This is a genomic window from Actinomadura chibensis NBRC 106107 (assembly GCF_001552135.1).
Taxonomy (GTDB): domain Bacteria; phylum Actinomycetota; class Actinomycetes; order Streptosporangiales; family Streptosporangiaceae; genus Spirillospora; species Spirillospora chibensis.
This window is the reverse complement of the sequence record NZ_BCQP01000017.1, coordinates 314,532-339,363: the sequence shown is the minus strand read 5'-3', so window position 1 is coordinate 339,363 and position 24,832 is coordinate 314,532. Positions and strand designations below refer to the sequence as shown.

The following is a 24,832-nucleotide window of genomic DNA, read 5'->3' as shown; positions in this document are numbered from 1 at the left end:
GAGGTAGACCTGCTTATGTGCAGGTTAGTTATGTGAGCGAGGCGACCCCGGGGCGGGAGAACGAGGACTTCGTCGCGGCGGGCCCCGGCTGGGTCGCGCTGCTGGACGGGGCCACGGCCCCGGCGGGGGTGGACAGCGGGTGCCGGCACGACCCGGCATGGCTGGTGCGCAGGCTCGGCGGGCGGATCGCGGCGCTGCTCGCCCTGGAGGACGGCAAGCCGCTGCCCGACCTGGTGGCCGAGGCGATCAAGGTGACGGGAGAGGCGCACACGGCGACGTGCGACCTGCGGAACCCGGACAGCCCGTCCGCGACGGTGTCGCTGCTGCGCCGGCGCGACGACGTGGTGGAGTGGTTCGTGCTCGCCGACTCGCCGATCGTGGTGGACGTCGGCGAGGTCCGCGTGTTCCGCGACGACCGCGTCGACCATCTGCCGAGCTACACGCTCGAAGGCGTCCGCAAGGCGCGCAACAGCCCGGGCGGGTTCTGGGTGGCGAGCACCCGGCCGGAGGCCGCGTACCAGGGGCTGACCGGGGAGCTGCCGGTCGCGGGGCTGCGCCGGGCGGCGGTGCTCAGCGACGGCGCGTCCCGGCTGGTGGAGCGGTTCGGCGAGCTGGACTGGGACGGCCTGCTCCGCGTCCTGGACGAGGAGGGCCCGCGCGAGCTCGTCCGGCGGACGAGGCGGGCCGAGGCGTCCGCGCCCGACGCGCGCGGAAAGCGCCACGACGACGCCACCGCCGTCCTCGTCCGCTTCTAGAAGCCCATGAGCCGGGGGCTCGGGCGGTGGTGAAGGGGCTGCGCCGGAGCCCGCCCGGAGGGGGCGCAAAGGAGTTCGCGCCATGCGCTGGGGGCGTGTATGGTTTCACTGCGCGAACGTCGCAAGCCCCTTTAGCTCAGTCGGCAGAGCGTCTCCATGGTAAGGAGAAGGTCTACGGTTCGATTCCGTAAAGGGGCTCAACGGCATCCCGGCCGCCATCCGACAAGGACGGCGGCCTTCGTCGTCCCAGCGCCCAGGCCCGCCACCCAGGCCCGCCACCCCGCCGCCCCGGCGGGGGCAGACCGATTCGCTCCATACCGGGGGCTGTGGTACCGTCCCACCGGTTCCGGCAGGACGTTTCGCAGGTCATCGGCGCACCCGGTATCCTGGACGGCGGTCCGCGGAGCACGCGAAACCGATTCCCGATCATCATCCGGGTTTTCGTGTTTCCGGGGCGCGGTGCGCATCCGGTATCCTTACAAACCGGTCCACACCGACCAGCACGGCGGGGTAGCTCAGTCAGGCAGAGCAAGCGGCTCATAATCGCTGTGTCGCCGGTTCAAGTCCGGCCCTCGCTACTACCCAAGGCTCTCCACCTCCTCCGGGAGGCGGGCGGCCGTGGGTCGAAAGACCGGCCGCCCACCCGGGCGGCCGCGGTCAGAAGTTCCTGTCCCCAGCTCAGAAAGGCACTCCAACGTGGCTGCCACCGACGTCCGGCCGAAGATCACGCTGGCCTGCCAGGAGTGCAAGCACCGCAACTACATCACGCGGAAGAACCGGCGCAACGACCCGGACCGCCTGGAGATCAAGAAGTACTGCCCCAACTGCAGGACGCACCGTCCGCACCGGGAGACCCGCTAGCCCGCGGGGCGCGGCCGCCGGATGATCCGGCGGGCCCGACCGCCCGCGAACGCAGAGCGGTGACTTCTTCGCACGCTTGCCATACCTGATCAGCCCGTCCCCGTGGGTGAGACCCGCGGGGGCGGGCTGAACGTCATTCTGTTAGCGTCCGTCCGAGACGCGACGGCGCGACGGAACCACGCGAGAACCACAGGGGACCACGCGGGATCCACGCGACGACGAGACGAACGCGACACGCGCGGCCAGGGCGGGCCTCGGCGACCGACCGCCCCGGCCGGGCCGGAGGGACGGGACTGCATGGCACTCAACCGTGATTTCATCGGGCGGACGTTCCCGCCCAGCGAGCCGTACGAGGTGAGCCGGGTGAAGATCCGCGAGTTCGCGGACGCCATCGGCGACCAGAACCCGGTCTACCGCGACCAGGAGGCGGCCAAGGCCGCCGGGCACCCCGACGTGATCGCGCCGCCGACCTTCCCGATCGTCGTGTCCCTCGGCGACAACGGCCTCGCCGACCCCGAGCTCGGCCTCAACTACGCGATGGTCGTGCACGGCGAGCAGCGGTTCGAGTACACGCGCCCGATCCGCGCGGGCGACGTCATCGTCTGCACCGGGACGGTCACCGAGATCAGGTCGATCGGGAAAAACGAGAAGCTCGTCCTGGAGACGGAGATCAGGACGGTCGAGGGCGAGCTGGTCTGCAAGTCCTACAACAGCATCGTGGAACGGGGAGTCTGATGGCCGCCACCGTCAAGTACGCCGACGTCGAGGTCGGCACCGAGCTTCCCCTCCGCACCTTCCCGGTCGACCGGGCGAACCTCGTCCAGTACGCGGGCGCGTCGGGCGACTTCAACCCGATCCACTGGCGCGAGTCCACCGCGAAGGCCGTCGGGCTCCCGGACGTGATCGCCCACGGCATGTACACGATGGCGCAGGGCGGACGGTTCGTCACCGACTGGGTCGGCGACCCGGGCGCGGTCGTCGACTACGGGGTACGGTTCTCCTCGCCGGTCGTCGTCCCCGACGAGGGCGGCGCGACGCTGGAGATCAGCGGACGGGTGGAGGAGAAGCTCGACGACAACAAGGTCGTCGTGGCGCTCACCGCCCGCTCCGGCGAGCAGAAGGTCCTCACGCGCGCCAAGGCGGTCGTCAAGCTCGCCTGACCGGCACGGCGGACCCGACGCGCCGGGCCGAGCTCCATCTCCGGCCCGGCGCGCGGCCCGCGAGCGACCGGACGTGGCACGCAGGGGAGGAAGACGACGTGGCGGTGTTCGCCGAAGACGTGAACCTGGCCGGGTACACCACGCTGCGCCTCGGCGGGCCCGCCCGGCGCTTCGTCGAGGCCACGACCGAGGCGGAGGTCGTCGCGGCGGTCCGCGAGGCCGACGACGCGGGCGAGCCGGTGCTCGTCCTCGGCGGCGGCTCCAACCTCGTGGTCTCCGACGACGGGTTCCCCGGCACGGTCGTGCACATCGGCACGCGCGGCGCCGAACGCGTCGCCGCCGAGGGCGGGCGGGTGCTCGTCCGCGTCCAGGCGGGCGAGGACTGGGACCCCTTCGTCGCCCGCTGCGTCTCCGACGGCCTCGCCGGGGTCGAGTGCCTGTCCGGCATCCCGGGACGCGTCGGCGCGACGCCCATCCAGAACGTCGGCGCCTACGGGCAGGACGTCAGCGAGACGATCGTCGAGGTCCGCGCCTACGACCGGCACGCCCGCGCCCACGTGACCCTCGACCGCGACGCCTGCCGCTTCACCTACCGGCACAGCGTGTTCAAGGGGAACGACCGGTACGTCGTCCTGGACGTGACGTACGCGCTGCACGAGTCGGAGGAGTCGCAGCCCGTCGCCTACGCGGAGCTGGCGAAGCGGCTCGGCGTCGCCGCCGGGGACAGGGTGACGCTCAAGGAGGCGCGCGACGCCGTCCTCGAACTGCGGCGCGGCAAGGGCATGGTCCTGGACGCCGCCGACCCCGACACCCGCAGCGCCGGGTCGTTCTTCACCAACCCGATCCTGGAGCCGGAGCAGCTCGCCGAGCTGGAGCGCCGCGTCGCCGACCGGCTCGGGCCGGACGCCGCGTTCCCCCGCTACCCCGAAGTCGGCGACCGGGTGAAGACGTCCGCCGCCTGGCTGATCGACCGCGCCGGGTTCGCCAAGGGCCACGCCGTCGGCCCCGCGCGGATCTCCACCAAGCACACCCTCGCGCTCACCAACCCGGGCGGCGCCAGCACCGCCGACCTGCTCGCGCTGGCCCGCGAGGTCAGGCGCGGCGTCCGGGACGCGTTCGGCGTCGAGCTGGTCAACGAGCCCGTCCTCGTCGGCGTGACGCTCTGACCGTGCCGCACGCCGCGGCGCACGTCGTGCCGCATGCGGCGGCGACCGTCCGAAAAGGACCCTCTGAGCTGTGACGATCCGCACAGCGTCCGTCCGGCCGGGGCTTGGTACGGTGGTCGGCGTCGAGGGGGAGTAGTCCTGATCGCGTGATCGACACACTGGCGCCGCCGACGGCGCCCGGTCACGCGGGCCCCGATCTCTGATCGCGCGGACGAGACCTTCGGCCTGGCAGCGATGCCGGGCCGAGGTCGCATGCGCTGAGCGCACTCCCGCCCTCCGCTCGGCATCCGAGCGAGAGGGAACCGGTGACCGCCTTCCTCATCAGTCTGGCCGTGATCTTCGTCGCCGAGCTGGGCGACAAGAGCCAGCTCATGGCGATGACCTTCGCCACCCGCTTCCGCGCCCTCCCGGTGCTGATCGGCATCACGGCGGCGACCGCGATCGTCCACCTGGCGAGCGTCGCGCTCGGCGCGGCGGTCGGCGCCGCGCTCCCGACCGGTCCGATCTCCATCCTCGCCGGGCTCGCGTTCCTCGGCTTCGCGCTGTGGACGCTCCGCGGCGACGAGCTGGACGACGCCGAACGCGACAAGGCCAGCCGCGCGACCGGGTCGGCGATCCTCGCCGTCGGCGGGGCGTTCTTCCTCGCCGAGCTGGGCGACAAGACGATGCTCGCCACCGTCACCCTCGCCGCCGACCACGGCGGGTTCCTCGGCCTGACCGGCGTGTGGGCCGGGTCGACGGTCGGGATGGTCGCCGCCGACGCGCTCGCCATCGTCGTCGGGCAGATGCTCGGCAGGAAGCTCCCGGAGCGGGTCATCAAGTACGGCGCGGCGGCCGGGTTCGCGGTGTTCGGCGTCCTCCTCCTCGTCGAGGGCATCGTCGGGTGACGGCGCGCCCCCGCCCGGCTACGGGGCGGCCAGCCAGGCGTCCACGCCGGACAGGAGGCGGCGGCGGATGTCCTCCGGGGCGGCCGACGCCTTGATCGACTGGCGGGCCAGCTCGGCCAGCTCGGCGTCCGAGAAGCCGTGCTCGCCGCGGACCAGCTCGTACTGCCGGGCGAGCCGGGCGCCGAACAGGAGCGGATCGTCCGCGCCCAGCGCGATCGTCGCGCCCGCCTCGAACAGCCGCCGGACCGGGACGTCCGCCGCCGTCCGCGCCACCCCGAGCCCGACGTTGGAGGCGGGGCAGACCTCCAGCGCGACGTCCCGCTCGACGATCCGGTCGAGCAGGCCCGGGTCCTCGACGGCGCGGACGCCGTGCCCGATCCGGTCGGCGCGCAGCGTCTCCACGCACTCCCGGACGCTGCCCGGCCCGAGCAGCTCCCCGCCGTGCGGGACGGACAGCAGCCCGCCCCGCGCCGCGATCCGGAACGCGCCCTCGAAGTCGTAGGCGCGCCCCCGCCGCTCGTCGTTGGACAGGCCGAACCCGACGACCCCGTCCCCCGCGTACCGGACGGCGAGCCGCGCCAGCGTCTTCGCGTCCAGCGGGTGCCGCGTCCGGTTCGCGGCGATGACCACGCCGATGCCGACGCCGGTCGCCTCGGTCGCGTCCCGGGCGGCGGCGAGGACCAGCTCGACGGTCGGGGTCAGCCCGCCGAACTTCGCCGCGTACCCGCTCGGGTCGACCTGGATCTCCAGCCAGCCGGAGCCCTCCGCGGCCTCGTCCTCGGCGGTCTCGCGCAGCAGGCGGCGCAGGTCGTCCGGCGTCTGGAGCACCGAGCGCGCGATGTCGTACAGGCGCTGGAACCGGAACCAGCCGCGCTCGTCGGTCGCGTGCAGGCGGGGCGGCCAGTCCTCGACGAGGGCGTCCGGCAGGTGGACGCCGTGCGTCCCGGCCAGTTCGACGAGCGTGCTGTGCCGCATCGAACCGGTGAAGTGCAGGTGCAGGTGTGCTTTGGGGAGCAGGGCCACGTCCTGGCGGGCCGAAGAACGCGCTGGGCGCTCCCCGCGGTCCGGCGGGCGGCTGTCCTCCACCGGACGGGCTGAAACGGTACGGGCCTCCATGAGCCAATGCTGCCGGATCTTCGTCCCGCCCGAACCCCCGGCCCCTCAGGACCACCTGACCGGACTACCTCGCATGACACGCCGCGGCCATCCCGCCCATGGGCATCCCGAAAAAAACTTTGGAACCGCGTGCAACCCCGTCCGGGCACCGTGCGTATACGAGGGGCGCCAGAGAGAAACAAGCACACCCCCGCAGAGAGCACGGGCAGAAGGGATACACGATGATCACGCTGAAGGCAGCCTTGGTCGCCGCGTCCGCCATCGGGGCCGTCGCGGCGGGCGGCGGCGCGACGTGGGCGATGACCGGATCCCACCACGACGCGGGCCTCCAGTCGCAGACCGCGAAGGCCCCCGCGCAGCAGCGCCAGGTCCAGGACGCCCTGCCCGCCACCCCGCCGACCTGCCTGCCGGCGAAGCCCGGCCTGCCCGGCGCGAAGGTCCCGGACACCGGCGCCGCGAAGAAGCAGGTCGAGGAGCAGCTCAAGCAGAACCCCGTCACCAAGGACCTGCCGAAGGGGCAGCTCCCGAAGACCGACAACCTGCCCGGCGTCCCGCAGGGCGCGCCCGGCGTCCCGAACCCGAACGTGCCGGGCGTCCCGAACCCGGACGTGCCGAAGCCGAACGTGCCCGGCGTGCCGGACGCGGGCGTGCCGAACGCGGGCGTCCCGAAGGCGGAGCTGCCGAAGCCGGGCGTCCCCGGCGTCAAGGCCCCGGACGGCAAGCTCCCCGCGGACCTCCCGACCTGCGCCCCGAACCCGAAGGACCTCGGCAAGCACCTCCCGGCCGCGCCGAAGCCCGACGCCCGCGTGCCCGGCAAGCCCGCCCTGCCCGCCGCGCCGAAGCTCGACTGCGACTCGCTGAAGCCCGCCGTGCCGGTCGGAAGCGCCGTCGAGAAGACCGTGATGCTGGCGAAGGGCCTGCACTACACGTCGACCGTCCCGGGCGGCGCCGAGCTCGGCAAGCTCAACATCTGCGGCGTCACCCAGAAGTGGACCGGCGCCGCCGGGCAGTGGATCACCGTCGAAACGCTGAAGACCCCGGCCGGGATGACGCAGAATCAGCTCCGCCAGGCGCTGAAGCTGCCCCAGGGCGGCACCCCGGTGAACCTGTTCGGCTCGGCCGGCTGGATGGGCCCGGGCGGCAGCGGCCTGCTCCTGTTCGACCCGAACGGCTACTCCCTGTTCGTCAACGGCAGCCCGGTCTTCGCGGGCAGCCTCCAGGACGTCACCGGCGCCCTGCGGCAGGCGGGCTGACGGTAGCGACCCGGTCCGCGCGCGGCCGCGCCGCGCGCGGGCCACACGAAGGACGCGGGGCGGGCGGCCCTGGCGCGGAGGCCGCCCGCCCTCGGTACACGAGCCGGATCTGCTCTAGCCGGGACGGAGCACAGTGGGGCGTCGAGACGAGAAGTCGTTCGTGGAGTTCGTGACGGAACGCGGCGATGCCCTGCTGCGCACCGCGGCGCTCATGTGCGGGGCCCGGCAGGACGCCGAGGACATCCTGCAGACCGCGCTGGAGAAGGCCTACCGCCATTGGGGACGGCTGGAGGCTGGCAGCGATCCCGAACCCTACGTCCGCCGGATCCTGGTCAACCTCGTGATCAGCCGGGCCCGGCGGTGGAAGGTGCTCCGGGAGATCCAGATGGCGAGGCTGCCGGAGACGCCGACGAACTCGCCCAACCATTCCGTCGAGCTGAGGGGGACGCTCATGGACGAACTGCGCAAGCTCGGCCCGCGCCAGCGGGCGGTGCTGGTCCTCCGCTTCTGGGAGGACCTGTCGGAGGCGGAGACGGCGGAGGCCCTCGGCTGTTCGGTCGGAACGGTCAAGAGCCAGGCGTCCCGGGGGCTCGCCAGGCTCCGGGAACGCCTCGACAAGAACCTGGCGCCACTGGGGAGATGAGCGATGGAACTGGAGAGCGAACTGCGGAAGGCCATGGCCGAGCAGGTGGCCGGGACGACCGCGACGCCGTCGCTCGTCACCGACGTGAAGCGCCGCCACCGCAGGCGGCGGGCGCGCGTCCAGGCCGCGGCGGGGGCCGTCGCCGCGTCGGTCGCCGCGCTCGCCCTGGTGCCCACCTACCAGTCGTTCCGGGCCGCACCTGCCGGGAACTCCGAGACGGCCCGTCCGAGCAACACCGTCTCGGCGCTCCGGATGCCGGAACGACCGCCTGCCTCGGGCCTTCCCCAGTCCCCGTCCGAACGGGGGAGGCCCGGGGCGGGAACCCCGCCGAAGCAGGAGGGGCGGCCGCCGCAGGACGGCCCGGGCGGGGGCCCGCGGCGTCCCGGCGCCGCGGTCCTGGACGACCTGCCGCGCTGGATCACCTACCTGCCGTCCGGGCTGGCCGCCGCCGCGCCGTGCGCCGTCGCCGAGGCCGCCGGACGGAAGACGACGACCTGCCGGTGGGCGGGGGACGGCGGCTGGGTGGAGATCGTCCTCGTGAAGGGCGGCGGGCTCACCGGCCCGCAGGACCTGATGAAGACGACCGGCATCCCCGGCCACGCGACCGTGCGCGGGATGCCCGCGCTGACCGGCGACCACGTCGGCTCGGGACGGCAGGTGTGCTGGCTCGCCCGGCGCGGCGTCGGCGTGACGGTCGCCGCGGGCGGGCTGGCCGCCGACCACCTGATGCGCATCGCCGAAGGCGTACGGCCGTGAGGTGACGAGAAGAGCCCTGCTCCGGCAGGGCGTCCCAGGGCGGAGAGGGGCTGCTCGCGGGACGTCCCGCCGGACATCCGGGAACGGGTCGTTCGAGGCAGCCCCGTTCCGCGACGAGACCGGCCCCGGGCGGCGCGAACGAGCCCGGGGCCGGTCTTCGGCATGAAAGGCGGGAAGGTCAGGGCGGGGAGGTCAGTTGGCCTCGGCGAGCAGCTTCGCGACCCGCGAGACGCCTTCGACGAGATCGTCGTCGCCGAGCGCGTAGGACAGGCGGAAGTATCCCGGCGTGCCGAACGCCTCGCCCGGCACGAGCGCGACCTCCGCCTCCTCCAGGATCAGCGACGCCAGCTCCACCGAGGTCCGCGGGCGCTTGCCGCGGATCTCGCGTCCGAGCAGCTCCTTGACCGACGGGTACACGTAGAACGCGCCCTCCGGCTCGGGGCACACGACGCCCGAGATCTCGTTCAGCATCCGCACGATCGTCTTGCGGCGCCGGTCGAACGCCTTGCGCATCTCCGCCACCGCCGTGAGGTCGCCGGTCACCGCGGCGAGCGCGGCGGCCTGCGACACGTTCGCCACGTTGGACGTCGCGTGCGATTGGAGGTTCTGCGCGGCCTTCACCACGTCCGCCGGGCCGATCAGCCAGCCGACGCGCCAGCCCGTCATCGCGTACGTCTTCGCGACGCCGTTCAGGACGAGCGTCCGGTCGGCCAGCTCGGGCACCACGACGGGCATCGAGTGGAACTCGGCGTCTCCGTAGACGAGGTGCTCGTAGATCTCGTCGGTGACGACCCAGAGGCCGTGCCCGTCGGCCCAGCGGCCGATCGCCTCGATCTCGGCGCGGGAGTACACCGCCCCGGTCGGGTTGGACGGCGACACGAACAGCAGGACCTTCGTCCGGTCGGTGCGGGCCGCCTCCAACTGCTCGACGCTCACCTTGTAACCGGTGGTCTCGTCGGCGACCACGTCCACCGGGACGCCGCCCGCCAGCTTGATCGACTCTGGGTAGGTCGTCCAGTACGGGGTCGGGAGGAGCACCTCGTCGCCCGGGTCGAGCAGCGCAGCGAACGCCTCGTACACCGCCTGCTTGCCGCCGTTGGTGATCAGGACCTGGGACGCCTCGACGCGGTACCCGGAGTCGCGCTCGGTCTTCTCGGCGACGGCGGAGCGCAGCTCGGGCAGCCCGCCCGCGGGCGTGTACTTGTGGAAGCGCGGCACCCTGCACGCGGTCACCGCCGCCTCGACGATGTAGTCGGGAGTCGGGAAGTCGGGCTCGCCCGCGCCGAACCCGATGACCGGGCGGCCCGCCGCCTTCAGCGCCTTGGCCTTGGAGTCGACGGCCAGCGTGGCGGATTCGGATATCGCGGCGATTCGCTTGGAGATGCGAGGACGGTCGATGCTCATGCCCCTATCGTTACAGACGACGTTCACCGACCCGAGCCATATATCAGCGCCGGTAGGACACCATGTCCCCGGAGTACGGCCCGCGCGCGGGCGGATCGTCCGCCCGGCTGGTTCGACGCGGGGGCCTCCGGCACGTAGACTCACCGTCCTAGTGAAGCGTCACCGGTATACGCGCCTGTCCGCACGCGGACGTTCTTCCAGGCCGTAAGCTGGGACGCGACACGCCCCGGCCCCGTGGCCGGGGGTTCTCCGCAGCCGGAGAATGAAGGGCAGTGGCTCAATTGGTAGAGCTCCGGTCTCCAAAACCGGCGGTTGGGGGTTCGAGTCCCTCCTGCCCTGCGAGGTGCGGTGCGCGCACCCGTACCGGCCGCGTCATGGCGGGTCCGTGGCGCTCCGCGGCACGGGACCGCGCGGCGACCACCCCGGTGGTTGGATCACGACCGATGAGGTGAACGGCGGCAAATGGCGACTGAGACTCGCGACGAGCCCGAGGCCAAGGACGAAGGCAAGGGCAAGAAGGAGAAGTCCCCGTCCAGGCGGACGTCTCCGGCCCTTTTCGTGCGCCAGGTCCTCGCCGAGCTGCGCAAGGTCATCTGGCCGACGCGCCGGGAGCTCGTCACCTACACGACCGTGTCCCTCGTGTTCGTGCTGATCATGGTGGCGATCGTGTCCGGCGTCGACTACGGGCTGCAGCAGGGCGTCTACGCCATCTTCGGCTGACCCCGTCGTCCGGGACGACACCGTCGAGCGCGGCCGCCGAGTCCGGCCCGCCGCCGCACCAACGCAAGTCCATCACCGCACAGCCGAGAGAAAGAGTCATCGTGTCCGAGTCCTCACAGCCCTACGACGAGGCCGTTGCCGAGGCCCAGTCCGCTGCGGCTGCTGCGGCGGACCAGGCGGCCGAGCCCGTGGACGAGACGGCCGAGGCGGTCGTCTCCGCCGGCGACGCCGAGCCCGCGGACACGAAGCTCGAAGGCGAGGGCCCCGAGCCCGACGCCGCCGCGGACGCCGGCGACCTGGCCGACGCCGTCTCCGCGGAGGACGAGGCGGGCGAAGAGGCGGAAGAGGCCGAGGAGGCCGAGGAGGGCCCCGCCGAGCCGCCCGTCGACCCGCACGCCGAGTTCAAGATGCAGCTCCGGATGCAGCCGGGCGACTGGTACGTCGTGCACTCCTACGCGGGGTACGAGAACCGGGTCAAGACCAACATCGAGACCCGCACCCAGACCCTCAACATGGAGGACTACATCTTCCAGATCGAGGTCCCGCAGCACGAGGTCACCGAGATCAAGGGCGGCAAGCGGCAGAAGGTCAACGAGAAGGTCCTGCCGGGGTACATCCTCGTCCGGATGGAGCTGACCGACGAGTCGTGGGCCGCCGTCCGCAACACCCCGGGCGTCACCGGGTTCGTGGGGCTGCTGAACAAGCCGTCCCCGCTGAGCCTGGACGAGGTCGCCAACCTGCTGGCCCCCGAGCCGGAGGAGGGCGCGGCCCCGGCCAAGGAGCAGGCGAAGGTCGCCGCCACGGTCGACTACGAGGTCGGCGAGTCCGTCACCGTCATGGACGGCCCGTTCGCCACCCTCCCCGCCACGGTCAACGAGATCAACGCCGAGCAGCAGAAGCTGAAGGTGCTGGTGTCGATCTTCGGCCGGGAGACCCCGGTCGAGCTGAGCTTCAACCAGGTCTCCAAGATCTGACAGAGCCCCTCCGTGCGGGCCGTATCCTGCACGCGGGGTCGTGAGTTTCAGGTGGTCCCCACACGGCGGGTCGTCCCGCCGCCGTGTTGCCCGCGAAGCGGGAGTCCGGGATCAACATCAAATGGGACAAAGGGGTTCACATGCCTCCGAAGAAGAAGGTCGCCGCGCTGGTCAAGGTCCAGTTGCAGGCCGGACAGGCCACTCCGGCGCCGCCCGTCGGCACCGCGCTCGGTCCGCACGGCGTCAACATCATGGACTTCTGCAAGCAGTACAACGCTGCCACGGAGTCCCAGCGCGGCAACGTCGTCCCCGTCGAGATCACCATCTACGAGGACCGGTCGTTCACCTTCGTCACGAAGACCCCGCCGGCCGCGCAGCTCATCCTGAAGGCCGCGGGCGTGGAGAAGGGCAGCGGCGAGCCGCACAAGACCAAGGTCGGCTCGGTCACCCGCGACCAGATCCGCGAGATCGCGACCACCAAGATGCCCGACCTCAACGCCAACGACCTGGACGCCGCCGAGAAGATCGTCGCGGGCACCGCGCGGTCGATGGGCATCGAGGTCAAGTAGGTCACCGAAACAGTGGCAGGGCCGGCGCTTGGCCCGTACCACGAGTTCCATTGGAGGAACGCACATGAAGCGCAGCAAGGGCTACCGCTCCGCGGCGGACAAGATCGACCGGGAGCGGCTGTACAGCCCGGTCGAGGCCGTGAAGCTGGCCAAGGAGACCAAGGTCGTCAAGTTCGACCCGACCGTCGAGGTCGCCCTGCGGCTGGGCGTCGACCCGCGCAAGGCCGACCAGATGGTGCGCGGCACCGTCAACCTGCCGCACGGCACCGGTAAGACGGCCCGCGTCCTCGTGTTCGCGGTCGGCGCGAAGGCGCAGGAGGCGGAGGCGGCGGGCGCCGACCTCGTCGGCTCCGACGACCTGATCGAGCGGATCCAGGGCGGCTTCCTGGACTTCGACGCCGTCGTCGCGACGCCGGACCAGATGGGCAAGGTCGGACGGCTCGGCCGGGTGCTCGGTCCGCGCGGCCTGATGCCGAACCCGAAGACCGGCACGGTCACCATGGACGTGGCGAAGGCCGTCGCCGACATCAAGGGCGGCAAGATCGAGTTCCGGGTCGACCGGCACGCGAACCTGCACTTCATCATCGGCCGCGCGTCGTTCGACGAGCGCCAGCTGGTGGAGAACTACGCGGCCGCCGTGGACGAGATCCAGCGGTTGAAGCCGTCCGCCGCGAAGGGCCGGTACGTGAAGAAGGCGGTGATGACGACGTCCATGGGGCCGAGCATCCCCGTCGACCCGAACGCCGTCCGCAACCTGACCGCGGAGCTGGACGAGGCCTGATCCAGCGCGAGCGACATCGAACAGGGCGTCCCCGCCGGGGGCGCCCTGTTCGCTTTCTCCAGGGCTGCTCAGCCAACCGGACGACTGGTAGATTCAAGTGGTCTGGGAGGGGGAGTTATGGACGGTTCACGGCATCGGCTCTACGACGTCCTCGACGGTGCGGCCCGGGACGTCCCCGACGCTCCGGCGCTCTCGGTCGGCGCCACGACCTGGTCGTTCCGCGAGCTGCGGGCCCGGACGGACGCCCTGAGCGCCCATCTCACCACGCGGTTCCCGGCCGGGACGCGGGTGGCGCTGCTGTCGCACAACCGTCCGGAGTACGTGGCCGCCTACTACGGGGTTCCCCGCGACGGCCGCGTCCTCGTGCCGCTGAACCAGCGGCTGCATCCGCGCGAATGGGCGGACCAGATCGTCCGCGCCGGGGCGGGCGTCGTGCTCGGCGAGGCCGATCTGCTCGCCCGGCTGGCCGCCGACGGCGACCTGCCCGCCGATCGTCCTCCGCTGGTCGACCTGGACGACGTCCCCTGGGACGCTCCGCCCGTCGAACCGTCCAAGGCGGCGGAGGACGGCGACGACGTCGCCTGGCTGATGTTCACCAGCGGGACGACGGGCCGTCCGAAAGGGGTGCGGCTCACGCACCGGAGCCTGCTCGCGGGCATCGACGTGTCGGCGGTCGGGCGTCCGGTGCGGCCGGGCGACGTGTTCTGCACGCCGTTCCCGCTCTGCCATGTGGCGGGCTACCAGGTCATGCTGCACCACCTGTTCGGACGGCACGCCGTGGTGCTGCGCCGGTTCCGCGCGGACGCCCTGGTCGAGGCGGCGCGGCGGCACGGCCTCACGAGCCTGTCGCTGGCCCCGACGATGCTGGAGGACCTGCTCGCGCACGTCGCGGCCGACCCGGCGGCGGCCGCCGTGCTGCGCGGCTCGCTCCGCGTGATCTCCTACGGGTCGGCGCCGATGCCCGTCCCGCTGCTGCGCCGCGCCGCCGACCTGCTCGGCTGCGACTTCAACCAGGGCTTCGGGATGACGGAGCTGTCCGGCAACGCGACGTTCCTGACGCCCGCCGACCACCGCGCCGCGATCACGACCCGGCCCGAGCTGGCGGAGTCGGCCGGACGCCCGGTCGGCGGCGTCGAGATCGCGGTCCTCGGCCCGGACGGCGGGCACCTCCCGCCCGGCGCGCTCGGCGAGGTCGCGGTGAAGGGCGCGCAGGTCACGCCCGGCTACTGGGACGACCCCGAGGCCACCGCCGAGGCGTTCGCGGACGGCTGGTTCCGCACCGGCGACGCCGGGCGCGTCGACCCGGACGGCTACCTCTACCTGGTCGACCGCCTCAAGGACGTGATCATCACGGGCGGCGAGAACGTCTCCTCGCGCGAGGTCGAGGACGTGCTGCTGACCGTCCCCGGCGTCGCGCAGGTCGCCGTCGTCGGCCTGCCGGACCCGCGCTGGGGCCAGACGGTGTGCGCGGTGGTCGTCCCGGACGGCTCCGCCCCGCCCAGCGCGGACGACCTCATCGCCGCCTGCCGCTCCCGCCTCGCGGGCTTCAAGACGCCGCGCCGCGTCGAGTTCGCCGACGACCTCCCTCGCACCGGCACCGGAAAGATCCGCAAATCCGTGCTGCGGGCCCGCCTGGGGTAGCGCCGGACGGGAGGTGCGGTGCTACGCCGATGGTCGTACCGCGCGGACGCCCATTCGTACCAACGGGTGATGTAGCGCGGTGGGCGCGACGCGACACTGGGAACACCAGCAGGCGATCAAGGAGGCTCTACCCTCATGAGCTCGACCCGCATCAACCGACGACTCGTGGTGGCGGCCGGAGGCGCGGCGGTGGGCACCGCGCTCCTGCTGTCCGGATGCAACGGCGACGGCACGGCGAACACCGACAACATGAAGCTCAGTGCCGGTGAGGCACTGCTGAAGACGTCCCAGAAGGCGGGGCGCGCGGACACGTTCAAGGCCGACCTCACGGTGACGGGCACCGGCGAGAACAAGGGCAAGGTCCACGCCGACGGGCGGTTCCAGCTCCGCCCGACGCTGAAGTTCAGCGCGAAGCTGGACGAGTTCAGCAGCAACGGGCAGTCCGTCCCGGGCGCGAAGGGCCAGGCGCTCCTCACCGACAACGTGCTGTACGCGAAGGTGCCGCAGCTCGCCCGGTTCGTCAGCGACGGCAAGCCGTGGGTGAAGGTCGACCTGAACGAGGTGGGGCAGCGGACCGGGTTCGACATGAAGAGCGTCGTCGACCAGATCCAGCAGGTCGATCCGGCCGAGCAGACGAAGATGTTCACCGGTTCCAAGGACGCCCGCCGCGTCGGCGCCGAGACCATCGACGGCGTGAAGACGACGCACTACACCGGCACGGTGACCGTCCAGGACGCGCTGAACCGCCTCGACGCGGACGCCCGCCAGAAGGTCGAGAAGTGGCTGCCGAAGGACCGCGCGAACGGCAAGATCAACTTCGATCTGTGGACGGACGGCGACAACCTGCCGCGCAAGCTCGTCTCCAAGGCGTCCGACAAGCAGGGCGACTCGGGCACGGTGACGGTCCTCTACAGCGACTACGGCACGTCCTTCAAGGTGAATCCGCCGCCGTCCGACCAGGTGGGGCAGCTGTCGCTCAACGGGATCCTCGGCGGCAACTAAACGGTGCCCGAAACCGGGACACACCAGGACGGAGTGAACCACAGCGGTCTGCCTGACGTCTGATCTACCATCGGCCCGGACCCCCGGCCGCCAATTCGGAGCGGGCGCGGGGCGACCCAGACCAAGGAGACCCTCCACGATGATCCGTCGTTTCGCCGTAGGAACGGCGCTGGCGACCGGCCTCGCCCTCTCGTTGACCGGCTGTCTCGGCGACACCGGGAACAAGGTGGACGAGGCCGGCAAGAACCTGAAGCTGACCGCCGCCCAGGTGCTCGGCAAGACCGCCGAGAAGACCGGCACCGCCGACTCGTTCAAGGCCGAGCTGTCGATGCGGGTGAGCGGGTCGGGCGCCGGCGACGTCACGGCGACCGGGAACATGCAGTACCGCACGAAGCCCGACCTCGCCTACAGCATGAACTTCGACACGATGACGGTCGGCGGCAAGTCGACGGGCGGCATGCAGCAGGTTCTCGTCGGCCGCACCATGTACATGAAGATGCCGATGCTCAGCCAGCTCGGCGGCGCGACCGGCGCCAAGCCCTGGATCAAGATCTCGCTGGACGACCTCGGCAAGAAGTCCGGCATGAACTTCGACCAGCTGCTCAAGCAGTCGCAGCAGATGGACCCCGTCCAGAACACGAAGATGCTGACGGCGTCCAAGGACGCCCGCGAGGTCGGCAAGGAGACGGTCGACGGCGTCGAGACGACGCACTACACCGGCACCTACCGGGTCGAGGACGCGATCGCGAAGCTCCCGGCGGACAGCCAGGAGACGTTCCGCAAGAACCTCGGCACCACGGGCCTGGACGCCATGAACTTCGACCTGTGGGTGGACGGCCAGCAGCTTCCCCGGAAGATGGCGCTGAAGTCGAAGCAGGGGGCGCAGAGCGCCATGGACCTGACCATGACCTACCGCGACTTCGGCAAGCCGGTGCAGATCAGCGCGCCGCCGGAGAGCGAGGTCACCGACTTCGGCCAGCTCCTGAACGGGCTCGGCGGCGGCGGTGGCATCCCCGGCACCTGATCCCGGCGGGACGAGACGTCCGAGGGCCGCGCCGCGATCACCGGCGCGGCCTTCGCCGTTTCCGATTTGGCTTAGCCAGTGGGCGTACGTATCCTGTCCTGTGCCGAAGACCGCCGGTCGTCGCCCCACCCGGGGCGGCCGAAGGACCCGATTCGTTTCGGGCGGCCTGCGCAGGTGAGACGAGAGCTTCCCGCATGGCCTCCGCGCCCTGCCTGTGGACGCCCCGCGCTTATCTGCGCCGGGGCGTTTTTTGGTCGATCCGGTCCGTCCTCCAAGACGGGCGAGGGGTCGTGACCAACCCAGGTAATCGGAAGGAGGCCCCATGGCAAAGGCCGAAAAGGCCGCGGCGATCGCCGAGCTCAAGAACGAGTTCGAGAGCTCCAACGGCGCCGTGCTGACCGAGTACCGCGGGCTCACGGTGGCGCAGCTCAAGGAGCTGCGCACCAACCTCGGCGACACCGCGCGGTTCGCCGTGGTGAAGAACACGCTGACCAAGCGCGCGGCGAACGAGGCCGGCGTCGACGAGAAGTTCGGTGAACTGCTCGAAGGCCCGTCGGCGATCGCGTTCGTCCGCGGCGACGTGGTCGAGGCCGCGAAGGGCCTGCGTGACTTCGCCAAGGCGAACCCGCTCCTGGTGATCAAGGGCGGCTTCATCGACGGTCAGTCGATGGACGCCGCCGAGATCGCCCAGCTCGCGGACCTCGAGTCGCGCGAGGTGCTCCTCGCGAAGCTCGCGGGCGCGATGAAGGCGTCGATGTCGAACGCGGCGGCGCTGTTCAACGCACTGCCGACGCAGACGGCCCAGCTCGTCGAGGCGCTGCGCGTCAAGCGCGAGGCCGCCGGCGAGACCGCCGAGGCCCCGGCCGACGCGGCTCCGGCCGAGGAGGCCCCGGCCGCCGACGCGGAGGCACCCGCAGAGGCGTCCGCCGAGTAGGCACCCGCGGTACCCACACCCCATCCACGTAGCCACAGCGGAGGAAAGATCATGGCGAAGCTCAGCAATGACGACCTGCTCGACGCGTTCAAGGAGATGACCCTCCTGGAGCTGTCGGCGTTCCTGAAGGAGTTCGAGGAGGTCTTCGACGTCAAGGCCGCCGCCCCCGTCGCGGCCGTCGCCGCGGCCCCGGGCGCCCCGGCCGCCGGTGGCGAGGAGGCCGCCGTCCAGGACGAGTTCGACGTCATCCTGGAGGGCGCGGGCGACAAGAAGATCCAGGTCATCAAGGAGGTCCGCGCGCTGACGAGCCTCGGCCTCAAGGAGGCCAAGGACCTGGTCGACGGCGCGCCGAAGCCGCTCCTGGAGAAGGTCAACAAGGAGACCGCCGACAAGGCGAAGGAGGCCCTGGAGAAGGCGGGCGCCTCCGTCACGGTCAAGTAGGACCGTCCAGGACCGCCGTCCTTCTAACGGCGCTTCTCACGAGGCGGTCGTCCCACCGGAAGGTGGGGCGGCCGCCTCGTTCGCGTCCGGGGCGTCCGCGGCGTCCGCGCCCCGGGGCGCCGCCGGGTTTCCGTCCCCGAGTGATAAACCGCAGCGGAAATCCGTGTGCCGCGGCGGGTTGTGCCGGTCCGCGGACGCGGCGTAGCGTCCCGTCTGGCGTCGCGGCCGCCTCCCCTCCCAGGTGATGCGCCGGTTCTGCACCATTAGCCTCATTGCCGCCATAAGTAACGATTGTCTTACGACGTCGCATTTAGCCGCTGATCTGGGCCGGAACCCCTTCCATTTGGACGGGAGGCCGCTACGGTAGTTGAACCCCTCGCGGCTACCGAACGGTAGTAAGAGAGCGGGCACACGGCGTGACAGCCGACCGACCGACGGAGCCGGACAGCCGCAGACAGCGCAGACAGACAGAGCCTGAGAGCTACTCGCTCATTGGTTCGGGATTTCCCCCCGGCCTGGACGAAAGGTGACGAGTGGGCGTCGAGATCAGAGTCGAGGGCCTGACGAAGTCCTTCGGCCGCCAGGTGATCTGGCAGGACGTGTCGCTGACCATCCCCGCCGGGGAGATCTCCGTGCTGCTGGGCCCGTCCGGTACCGGCAAGTCGGTCTTCCTGAAGTCGCTCGTCGGGCTGCTCAAGCCCGACCGGGGCCACATCTGGATCGGCGACCGCGACCTGCCCCACCTCCCGGAGTCGCAGCTCTACGAGACCCGGAAGCTGTTCGGCGTGCTGTTCCAGGACGGCGCCCTGTTCGGCTCGATGAGCCTGTTCGACAACATCGCCTTCCCGCTGCGCGAGCACACCAGGAAGTCCGAGTCCGAGGTCAAGCGGATCGTCCTGGAGAAGATGGAGATGGTCGGCCTGCTCGGCGCCGAGCACAAGCTGCCCGGCGAGATCTCCGGCGGCATGCGCAAGCGCGCCGGGCTCGCCCGCGCGCTCGTCCTCGACCCGGAGATCCTGCTCGTGGACGAGCCCGACTCCGGCCTCGACCCCGTCCGCACGGCGTTCCTGAACCAGGTGTTCATCGACCTCAACGCGCAGATCGGCGCGACGTTCCTGATCGTCACCCACGACATCAACACGGCGCGGACCGTCCCGGACAACATCGGCCTGCTCTACCAGCGCCACCTCGCGATGTTCGGACCGCGCGAGATGCTGCTGTCCAGCGAGGAGCCGGTCGTCCGGCAGTTCCTCAACGCCAGCAAGATCGGCCCGATCGGGATGTCGGAGGAGAAGGACGAGTCCGAGCTTGAGGCCGAGGCCAAGATGGGCCACGACCCGGGCAAGCTGCCGCCGATCCCGCCGCAGCAGATGCCGAGCAACGGGCTGCTCCGCGCCGGCATGCACGCGCCCGGCGCGTGGTGCGCCGCGCACGGCGTCACCCCGCCGCCCGGCTCGTTCATCGACGACCTCGGCCGCGACTGGGTGACGGAGTGGCCGCGGTACGTGGCGTCCATGACGCCCGTCGGCGCGGCCGGGCCGGGCGGACCCGGCGGGCCCTTCCCCGGCAGTCCGCCGCCGGGGCCGGCCGGAGGTGCGGGCCGCTGATGTCCACTCCTGACACCGGCATCGGCGCGGGCCGGCCAGGGGGCGACAAGGGCGGCGGCGGCTCCGCCGCGGCGTTCCGCAAGGTCGGCGACGGCGCGGTCAACATCCTGGTGAAGGAGCCGGGCCGGTTCTTCGCCCTCTGCCTGGACACGGGCCGCGCGCTGTTCAGGTGGCCGTTCCAGTGGCGCGAGTTCATCGAGCAGGCGTGGTTCATCGTCAGCGTGACCGTCGTCCCGACGATGCTCGTCGCGATCCCGTTCGGCGGCGTGCTGTCGTTGCAGGTCGGCGGGCTGATCCGGCAGCTCGGCGCGCAGTCCTACACGGGCGCGACGGCGGTGGTCGCGATCGTCCGGGAGGCGAGCCCGCTCGTCACCTCGCTGCTGGTGGCCGGGGCCGCCGGGTCGGCGATGTGCGCCGACATCGGCTCCCGGAAGATCCGCGAGGAGATCGACGCCATGGAGGTGCTCGGCATCAATCCGCTGCACCGGCTCGTGGTGCCGCGGATGCTCGCCTGCGCGTTCGTCGCGCTGTTCCTGAACGGGCTCGTGTCGGTGGTCGGCCTGATGGGCGGCTACTTCTTCAACGTCATGCTGCAGGGCGGGACGCCCGGCGCCTACCTGGCGTCCTTCAACGCGATCGCCCAGCTCCCCGACCTCCTTCAGGCGGAGTTCAAGGCGTTCGTGTTCGGCATCACCGCGGGGCTCGTCGCCGCCTACAAGGGGCTGAACGCCAAGGGCGGCCCGAAGGGCGTCGGCGACGCCGTCAACCAGACCGTCGTGATCACGTTCATGCTGCTCTTCCTGGAGAACTTCCTGATCTCCACGCTGTACTTCCAGTTCGTCCCGTCGAAGGGCATGTGATGGCGGCCTCGGGCAGCGGGCGGACGCCGTTCTCCAGGTGGCTCAACACCCCCCTCGACCGGCTGGACGACTTCGGCCACCAGATGTCGTTCTACGCCCGCGCGTTCGCGTGGACGTTCCGGGTGCTGCGCCGCTACCGGAAGGAGGTGCTGCGGCTGCTCGCCGAGGTCAGCCTCGGCACCGGCGGGCTCGCGGTGATCGGCGGCTCGGTGGTGATCGTCGGCTTCATGACGTTCTTCACCGGCAGCCAGGTCGGCCTCCAGGGCTACGAGTCGCTGAACCAGATCGGCACGGCCGCGTTCACCGGGTTCGTCGCGTCCTACTTCAACACGCGCGAGATCGCGCCGCTCGTGTCGGCGCTCGCGCTGTCGGCGACGGTCGGCTGCGGGTTCACCGCGCAGCTCGGCGCGATGCGGATCTCCGACGAGATCGACGCGCTGGAGGTCATGGCCGTCCCGTCGATGCCGTTCCTCGTCACGACCCGGATGCTGGCCGGGATGATCGCGGTCATTCCGCTGTACATCGTCGGGCTGCTCGCGTCCTATGGCGCGACGCGCGTGATCGTGACGCTGTTCTACGGGCAGTCGACCGGCACCTACGACCACTATTTCCATCTATTCCTGCCGCCGAACGATATCTTGTGGTCCTTCGGCAAAGTGATCATCTTCTCGGTGCTGGTGATGCTGATCCACTGCTATTACGGCTACCACGCGAGCGGCGGCCCGGCGGGCGTCGGCGTGGCGGTGGGCCGCGCGGTGCGCACCAGCATCGTCGTGATCAACGTGGCCGACCTGCTCCTCGGCATGGCCATCTGGGGCACCGGCACCGGCGTTCGGATCGCGGGGTGAACGGGGTGACGGTCAGATGAGTCAACGCATCCGGTATCGGCTCCTCGGCACGGGAATGCTTCTCGTGATCGCCCTGCTGCTGGCGCTGACCGTCGCGCTGTACAACAAGTCGTTCACGCCGGTGACCGAGGTGACGGTGTCCGCGCGGCGCGCCGGGCTGCAATTGCTGCCGCATTCGGACGTCAAAGTGCGCGGCCTGATCGTCGGCGAGGTGCGCGGCACGGACGCGACCGCGAATGGCGCGACATTGCGGCTGGCGCTCGATCCGGGCAAGGCGAAGATGATCCCGGGGAACGTCCGGGCGCGGCTGCTGCCGAAGACGCTGTTCGGCGAGAAGTACGTCGATCTGCAGATCCCCGAGCGGCCCGGGCCGCTCGGGCTGCGCGCGGGCGCCGTCATCCCGGAGGACCGCTCGCAGGCCGCCGTCGAGATCGACAAGGTGCTGGACGACCTGCTCCCGCTGCTCCAGGCGGTGAAGCCGAAGGAGCTGCACGCGACGCTGAACGCGCTCGCCACGGCGCTGCAGGGCCGCGGCGACCAGATCGGCCGGAACCTGGAGGAGGCCGACGAGCTGCTCCGCAAGATCAACCCGCAGCTCGGCACGCTGGTGCACGACCTGAACGGCCTCGCGGACGTGTCCGACATCTACCACGCGGCCGCGCCCGACCTGGTGCGGACGCTTCGCAACCTGAACGTCACCAGCCGGACGATCACCGACAAGCGCGGCACGATCGAGCAGCTGATCCCGGCGACGACCGCGCTGGCGCAGGACGGCGACACGTTCATGCGGCGCAACGGCCCGAAGATCATCGGGGTGAACATCGCGAACCGGGACGGGCTGAGCGTCGTCGCGAAGTACTCGCCGTCGCTGCCCTGCGTCCTCGCCGGGATGATGAAGCTGAAGCCGGAGGCCGAGCGGGTGGCGGGCGGGAACGGCTCGAAGACCTTCAACCTGACGATCGAGATCGTCAAGCCGCGGCCGGGCTACAAGTACCCGCTGGACGCGCCCGAGGCGAAGGACCAGCGCAACCCGCGCTGCTACAACCTGCCGAACCCGAAGGTCCCCTTCCCCGACTACCTGGCGCTGGACGGCACCCAGGACGACCTGTGGTGGAAGAACCCCAGCGACCCGAACGGCGGCGGGAGCCGCGGGCGGGCCGTGTCGAACGTGTTCGTCGACCCGGGCTCGATGAGCGAGAAGGACAAGATCAAGAACATCGTCGGCCCGATGACGCGGACGCCCGCCGACGAGCTCTCCGACGTGTCCGCGCTGATGTTCGGCCCCCTGCTCGGTGACGGATCGGTGGTGACGATCAAGTGAGGACGACGAGCGCCGCGGTCAAATTGGGCATCTTCGTGGTCGTCACGTCGGTGGCCACCGGCATCCTCGCGATGACGATCTCGAACACGCGGTTCCGGGACACCGTCCGCTACAAGGCGATCTTCACGGACGTGACCGGGCTGCTGAAGAACGACGACGTCCGCGTCGCGGGCGTCCGGGTCGGCCAGATCGAGGGCATCAGGCTCTACAAGGGGACCCAGGCCGAGGTCACGTTCAGCGTCGAGGACGACGACGTGTTCAAGGCGGGGCTGCCGTCGTCCACGCGGGCGCAGATCCGGTACCGCAACCTGATGGGGCAGCGGTACCTCGCGCTCACCGACGGGGCCGGGAGCGTCAACGGCTACCTGCGCAAGGGCGGCACGATCCCGGTGGCGCACACCGAGCCCGCGCTCGACCTGACGACGCTGTTCAACGGGTTCCGGCCGCTGTTCAGCGCGCTGGAGCCGAAGGACGTGAACACGCTCGCGACGCAGATCGTCCAGGTGCTCCAGGGCGAGGGCGGGACGATCAACAGCCTGCTCGCGCACGTCGCGTCGCTGACCAACACGCTCGCCGACCGCGACCGCGTCATCGGCCAGGTGATCGACAACCTCAACACCGTGCTCGGCACCATCGACGAGCGGCACACCGAGGTCAACCGGCTGATCACCGACCTGCGCGGGTTCGTCGGCGGGGTGTCGGCCGACCGGCAGGCGATCTTCGACTCGGTCGCGGCGATCAACGACCTGGAGGGCACGACGCGGAGCCTGCTCGCCGACGCCCGGCCGGGCATCGCCGCCGACATCGCCGGGCTGCGCAAGCTGACGGCGACCCTCGACGCCAACAAGCGCGACCTCGACCAGGGCCTCCAGCGCACCCCGAAGCGGCTGGAGGGGCTCGTCAACATCTCGTCCTACGGGTCCTGGTTCAACATGTACATCTGCGGGCTCGACGCGCGGGTGCGGCTGCCGGGCGGTCCCGTCTACCAGACACCGGCGATCGTGAACGAGAGCGCGAGGTGCAAGTAGATGAGGGTGTCCTTCCGGGAGCGCAACCCGGTCCCCATCGGCCTCGCGGGGTTCGCGGTCATCGCCGTCCTGCTGGCGCTGGCGCTGAACCTCGACAACATCCCGTTCGTGTCGGGCGGCAAGACCCACACGGCGTCGTTCCGGGAGGCGGCCGGGCTGAAGGCGGGCGAGGAGGTCCGCATCGCGGGCGTCAAGGTCGGCGAGGTCAAGAAGCTTGAGCTGGACGGCGACCACGTCAAGGTCACCTTCCGGGTGGACGACGGCGTGCGGCTCGGGGCGACGACCAAGGCGTCCATCAAGATCAAGACGGTGCTCGGCGCGCACTACCTGGAGCTCACCCCGCGCGGGAAGGGGCGGCTCGGTCGCGACATTCCGATCTCGCGGACGAGCGAGCCCTTCGAGGTCGTCCCGGCGATCAGCGAGCTGAGCAAGACGATCGGCGACATCAACGTCCAGCAGGTCGCGAAGTCGTTCGACGTGCTCTCGGAGACCTTCAAGAACTCGCCGGAGGAGGTCAGGGCGTCGTTGCAGGGGCTGCGGCGGCTGTCGAACACCGTCGCGTCCCGCGACGACCAGTTGCACGAGCTCGCGGGCAAGGCCAAGGACGTCTCCAAGCTCCTCGCGGACCGCAACCAGGACTTCGCGAAGCTCGTCCAGGACGGCGACCGGGTCCTCCAGGCCGTGCAGGCGCGGCGGGCCGTCATCCACCAGCTCCTGATCAACACGGTCACCCTGTCGCAGCAGGTCAACGCGCTGATCAACGAGAACGACAAGCAGCTCCGGCCGATGCTCGACAACCTTTCGCAGGTCAACCGGGTCCTGCTGAAGAACCAGGACAACCTCGACCGGATCATCCAGCTGTTCGCGCCGTTCGCCCGCCAGTTCTCCGACGTGACCGGCACCGGGCGCTGGTTCGACTCCTGGATCCAGAACCTCATCCCGATCCCCGCCTCGATCCAGGCCCCCAAGCAGCAGGGCGGCGGGACGTCCCAGACCGAGAAGCCGACTCGACGGCAGGGCCAGACCGGCAACCGGCCGGACAACCCCCTCCCCTTCCTCCCGTGAACTAGCAGGCAGGTTC

26 protein-coding genes and 3 tRNA genes are annotated in these 24,832 nt (G+C 70.9%); 27 read left to right on the top strand and 2 right to left on the bottom strand.

What is annotated here, in order from left to right; translation table 11 throughout:
* Window positions 1-32: 32 nt before the first annotated feature.
* The 8 genes from ACH01S_RS12055 (at window position 33) to ACH01S_RS12020 (ending at window position 4,829) form a co-directional block, all read left to right on the top strand.
* Complete coding sequence (locus tag ACH01S_RS12055) at window positions 33-755, top strand: PP2C family serine/threonine-protein phosphatase (protein WP_246236443.1); 723 nt, start codon at window positions 33-35, stop codon at window positions 753-755.
* A 125-nt stretch (window positions 756-880) separates the two neighbouring features.
* Window positions 881-953: transfer RNA gene (locus ACH01S_RS12050), tRNA-Thr, on the top strand.
* Between the two features lie 306 nt (window positions 954-1,259).
* Window positions 1,260-1,333 (top strand) — tRNA-Met (locus tag ACH01S_RS12045).
* A 118-nt stretch (window positions 1,334-1,451) separates the two neighbouring features.
* Window positions 1,452-1,616, top strand: coding sequence for a 50S ribosomal protein L33 (gene rpmG / locus ACH01S_RS12040; RefSeq protein ID WP_026404241.1), 165 nt, complete (start codon window positions 1,452-1,454; stop codon window positions 1,614-1,616).
* Between the two features lie 297 nt (window positions 1,617-1,913).
* Complete coding sequence (locus ACH01S_RS12035) at window positions 1,914-2,351, top strand: MaoC family dehydratase N-terminal domain-containing protein (protein ID WP_067889404.1); 438 nt, start codon at window positions 1,914-1,916, stop codon at window positions 2,349-2,351.
* Entirely contained in the window at window positions 2,351-2,776 is a 426-nt protein-coding gene (locus ACH01S_RS12030; RefSeq protein WP_067889401.1) for a MaoC family dehydratase, read from the top strand. Before ACH01S_RS12035 ends, ACH01S_RS12030 begins: the two co-directional genes overlap by 1 nt.
* 98 nt (window positions 2,777-2,874) lie before the next feature.
* Entirely contained in the window at window positions 2,875-3,942 is a 1,068-nt protein-coding gene (locus ACH01S_RS12025; RefSeq protein WP_067889398.1) for a UDP-N-acetylmuramate dehydrogenase, read from the top strand.
* A 305-nt stretch (window positions 3,943-4,247) separates the two neighbouring features.
* A complete protein-coding gene (locus tag ACH01S_RS12020) occupies window positions 4,248-4,829 on the top strand; it encodes a TMEM165/GDT1 family protein (protein ID WP_067889395.1) in 582 nt (193 codons plus the stop codon).
* Between the two features lie 18 nt (window positions 4,830-4,847).
* Here ACH01S_RS12020 and ACH01S_RS12015 read toward each other — a convergent pair whose 3' ends face one another.
* Window positions 4,848-5,945: an adenosine deaminase gene (locus ACH01S_RS12015; protein ID WP_083980588.1), complete on the bottom strand. Its 1,098-nt coding sequence runs from the start codon at window positions 5,943-5,945 to the stop codon at window positions 4,848-4,850.
* Window positions 5,946-6,166: 221 nt separating this feature from the next.
* On the opposite strand from ACH01S_RS12015, the gene ACH01S_RS12010 reads away from it, so the two are divergent.
* The 3 genes from ACH01S_RS12010 (at window position 6,167) to ACH01S_RS43380 (ending at window position 8,597) form a co-directional block, all read left to right on the top strand.
* Complete coding sequence (locus ACH01S_RS12010) at window positions 6,167-7,198, top strand: hypothetical protein (protein WP_067889392.1); 1,032 nt, start codon at window positions 6,167-6,169, stop codon at window positions 7,196-7,198.
* 133 nt (window positions 7,199-7,331) lie between these two features.
* Entirely contained in the window at window positions 7,332-7,841 is a 510-nt protein-coding gene (locus ACH01S_RS43385; RefSeq protein WP_067889390.1) for a SigE family RNA polymerase sigma factor, read from the top strand.
* Window positions 7,842-7,844: 3 nt separating this feature from the next.
* Window positions 7,845-8,597, top strand: coding sequence for a hypothetical protein (locus tag ACH01S_RS43380; protein ID WP_067889387.1), 753 nt, complete (start codon window positions 7,845-7,847; stop codon window positions 8,595-8,597).
* A gap of 192 nt (window positions 8,598-8,789) precedes the next feature.
* Here ACH01S_RS43380 and ACH01S_RS11995 read toward each other — a convergent pair whose 3' ends face one another.
* Complete coding sequence (locus ACH01S_RS11995) at window positions 8,790-10,001, bottom strand: pyridoxal phosphate-dependent aminotransferase (protein WP_067889384.1); 1,212 nt, start codon at window positions 9,999-10,001, stop codon at window positions 8,790-8,792.
* A 266-nt stretch (window positions 10,002-10,267) separates the two neighbouring features.
* Between ACH01S_RS11995 and ACH01S_RS11990 the strand changes: the two genes are divergently transcribed.
* From ACH01S_RS11990 to ACH01S_RS11915, 16 genes are all read left to right on the top strand, one after another.
* Window positions 10,268-10,340 (top strand) — tRNA-Trp (locus tag ACH01S_RS11990).
* Window positions 10,341-10,463: 123 nt separating this feature from the next.
* On the top strand, window positions 10,464-10,721 hold the full coding sequence (gene secE, locus ACH01S_RS11985) for a preprotein translocase subunit SecE (protein WP_067889382.1): 258 nt from the start codon (window positions 10,464-10,466) through the stop codon (window positions 10,719-10,721).
* A 101-nt stretch (window positions 10,722-10,822) separates the two neighbouring features.
* Window positions 10,823-11,695, top strand: coding sequence for a transcription termination/antitermination protein NusG (gene nusG, locus ACH01S_RS11980; protein ID WP_067889379.1), 873 nt, complete (start codon window positions 10,823-10,825; stop codon window positions 11,693-11,695).
* Between the two features lie 140 nt (window positions 11,696-11,835).
* Entirely contained in the window at window positions 11,836-12,264 is a 429-nt protein-coding gene (gene rplK, locus ACH01S_RS11975) for a 50S ribosomal protein L11 (RefSeq protein ID WP_067889376.1), read from the top strand.
* 64 nt (window positions 12,265-12,328) lie between these two features.
* Window positions 12,329-13,045, top strand: a complete 717-nt coding sequence (gene rplA, locus ACH01S_RS11970) for a 50S ribosomal protein L1 (RefSeq protein WP_067889373.1) — start codon at window positions 12,329-12,331, stop codon at window positions 13,043-13,045.
* Window positions 13,046-13,162: 117 nt separating this feature from the next.
* Complete coding sequence (locus ACH01S_RS11965) at window positions 13,163-14,686, top strand: class I adenylate-forming enzyme family protein (protein WP_067889371.1); 1,524 nt, start codon at window positions 13,163-13,165, stop codon at window positions 14,684-14,686.
* Window positions 14,687-14,821: 135 nt separating this feature from the next.
* A complete protein-coding gene (locus tag ACH01S_RS11960; RefSeq protein ID WP_067889368.1) occupies window positions 14,822-15,688 on the top strand; it encodes an SCO4651 family lipoprotein in 867 nt (288 codons plus the stop codon).
* A gap of 139 nt (window positions 15,689-15,827) precedes the next feature.
* Window positions 15,828-16,712: an SCO4651 family lipoprotein gene (locus tag ACH01S_RS11955; protein ID WP_067889365.1), complete on the top strand. Its 885-nt coding sequence runs from the start codon at window positions 15,828-15,830 to the stop codon at window positions 16,710-16,712.
* Window positions 16,713-17,034: 322 nt separating this feature from the next.
* Window positions 17,035-17,646, top strand: a complete 612-nt coding sequence (gene rplJ / locus ACH01S_RS11950) for a 50S ribosomal protein L10 (RefSeq protein ID WP_067889362.1) — start codon at window positions 17,035-17,037, stop codon at window positions 17,644-17,646.
* A gap of 51 nt (window positions 17,647-17,697) precedes the next feature.
* Window positions 17,698-18,087: a 50S ribosomal protein L7/L12 gene (gene rplL, locus ACH01S_RS11945; RefSeq protein ID WP_067889358.1), complete on the top strand. Its 390-nt coding sequence runs from the start codon at window positions 17,698-17,700 to the stop codon at window positions 18,085-18,087.
* Between the two features lie 533 nt (window positions 18,088-18,620).
* The gene (locus tag ACH01S_RS45190; RefSeq protein WP_067889355.1) at window positions 18,621-19,694 is read left to right on the top strand and encodes an ABC transporter ATP-binding protein; all 1,074 of its coding nucleotides are present in this window, start codon (window positions 18,621-18,623) and stop codon (window positions 19,692-19,694) included.
* Entirely contained in the window at window positions 19,694-20,554 is an 861-nt protein-coding gene (locus ACH01S_RS45185) for an MlaE family ABC transporter permease (RefSeq protein WP_246236442.1), read from the top strand. The genes ACH01S_RS45190 and ACH01S_RS45185 overlap by 1 nt, the downstream gene beginning before the upstream one ends.
* Complete coding sequence (locus ACH01S_RS11930) at window positions 20,554-21,402, top strand: MlaE family ABC transporter permease (protein WP_067889352.1); 849 nt, start codon at window positions 20,554-20,556, stop codon at window positions 21,400-21,402. The genes ACH01S_RS45185 and ACH01S_RS11930 overlap by 1 nt, the downstream gene beginning before the upstream one ends.
* Window positions 21,403-21,418: 16 nt before the next feature.
* Window positions 21,419-22,723 (top strand): MCE family protein, encoded by a 1,305-nt coding sequence (locus tag ACH01S_RS11925; RefSeq protein ID WP_067889348.1) that lies wholly within the window; start codon window positions 21,419-21,421, stop codon window positions 22,721-22,723.
* On the top strand, window positions 22,720-23,751 hold the full coding sequence (locus ACH01S_RS11920) for an MCE family protein (RefSeq protein WP_083980586.1): 1,032 nt from the start codon (window positions 22,720-22,722) through the stop codon (window positions 23,749-23,751). Before ACH01S_RS11925 ends, ACH01S_RS11920 begins: the two co-directional genes overlap by 4 nt.
* Window positions 23,752-24,816, top strand: coding sequence for an MCE family protein (locus tag ACH01S_RS11915; protein ID WP_067889342.1), 1,065 nt, complete (start codon window positions 23,752-23,754; stop codon window positions 24,814-24,816). It abuts the gene before it with no gap.
* The last annotated feature ends 16 nt before the right edge of the window (window positions 24,817-24,832 follow it).

Coding starts and splice junctions, on each gene's coding strand:
- ACH01S_RS12035 (WP_067889404.1), top strand. CDS start 1,914: ATGGCACTCAACCGTGATTTCATCGGGCGGACGTTCCCGCCCAGCGAG.
- ACH01S_RS12030 (WP_067889401.1), top strand. CDS start 2,351: ATGGCCGCCACCGTCAAGTACGCCGACGTCGAGGTCGGCACCGAGCTT.
- ACH01S_RS12015 (WP_083980588.1), bottom strand. CDS start 5,945: ATGGAGGCCCGTACCGTTTCAGCCCGTCCGGTGGAGGACAGCCGCCCG.
- ACH01S_RS12010 (WP_067889392.1), top strand. CDS start 6,167: ATGATCACGCTGAAGGCAGCCTTGGTCGCCGCGTCCGCCATCGGGGCC.
- ACH01S_RS43380 (WP_067889387.1), top strand. CDS start 7,845: ATGGAACTGGAGAGCGAACTGCGGAAGGCCATGGCCGAGCAGGTGGCC.
- ACH01S_RS11995 (WP_067889384.1), bottom strand. CDS start 10,001: ATGAGCATCGACCGTCCTCGCATCTCCAAGCGAATCGCCGCGATATCC.
- secE (WP_067889382.1), top strand. CDS start 10,464: ATGGCGACTGAGACTCGCGACGAGCCCGAGGCCAAGGACGAAGGCAAG.
- rplK (WP_067889376.1), top strand. CDS start 11,836: ATGCCTCCGAAGAAGAAGGTCGCCGCGCTGGTCAAGGTCCAGTTGCAG.
- rplA (WP_067889373.1), top strand. CDS start 12,329: ATGAAGCGCAGCAAGGGCTACCGCTCCGCGGCGGACAAGATCGACCGG.
- ACH01S_RS11965 (WP_067889371.1), top strand. CDS start 13,163: ATGGACGGTTCACGGCATCGGCTCTACGACGTCCTCGACGGTGCGGCC.
- ACH01S_RS11960 (WP_067889368.1), top strand. CDS start 14,822: ATGAGCTCGACCCGCATCAACCGACGACTCGTGGTGGCGGCCGGAGGC.
- ACH01S_RS11955 (WP_067889365.1), top strand. CDS start 15,828: ATGATCCGTCGTTTCGCCGTAGGAACGGCGCTGGCGACCGGCCTCGCC.
- rplJ (WP_067889362.1), top strand. CDS start 17,035: ATGGCAAAGGCCGAAAAGGCCGCGGCGATCGCCGAGCTCAAGAACGAG.
- rplL (WP_067889358.1), top strand. CDS start 17,698: ATGGCGAAGCTCAGCAATGACGACCTGCTCGACGCGTTCAAGGAGATG.
- ACH01S_RS45185 (WP_246236442.1), top strand. CDS start 19,694: ATGTCCACTCCTGACACCGGCATCGGCGCGGGCCGGCCAGGGGGCGAC.
- ACH01S_RS11930 (WP_067889352.1), top strand. CDS start 20,554: ATGGCGGCCTCGGGCAGCGGGCGGACGCCGTTCTCCAGGTGGCTCAAC.
- ACH01S_RS11925 (WP_067889348.1), top strand. CDS start 21,419: ATGAGTCAACGCATCCGGTATCGGCTCCTCGGCACGGGAATGCTTCTC.
- ACH01S_RS11915 (WP_067889342.1), top strand. CDS start 23,752: ATGAGGGTGTCCTTCCGGGAGCGCAACCCGGTCCCCATCGGCCTCGCG.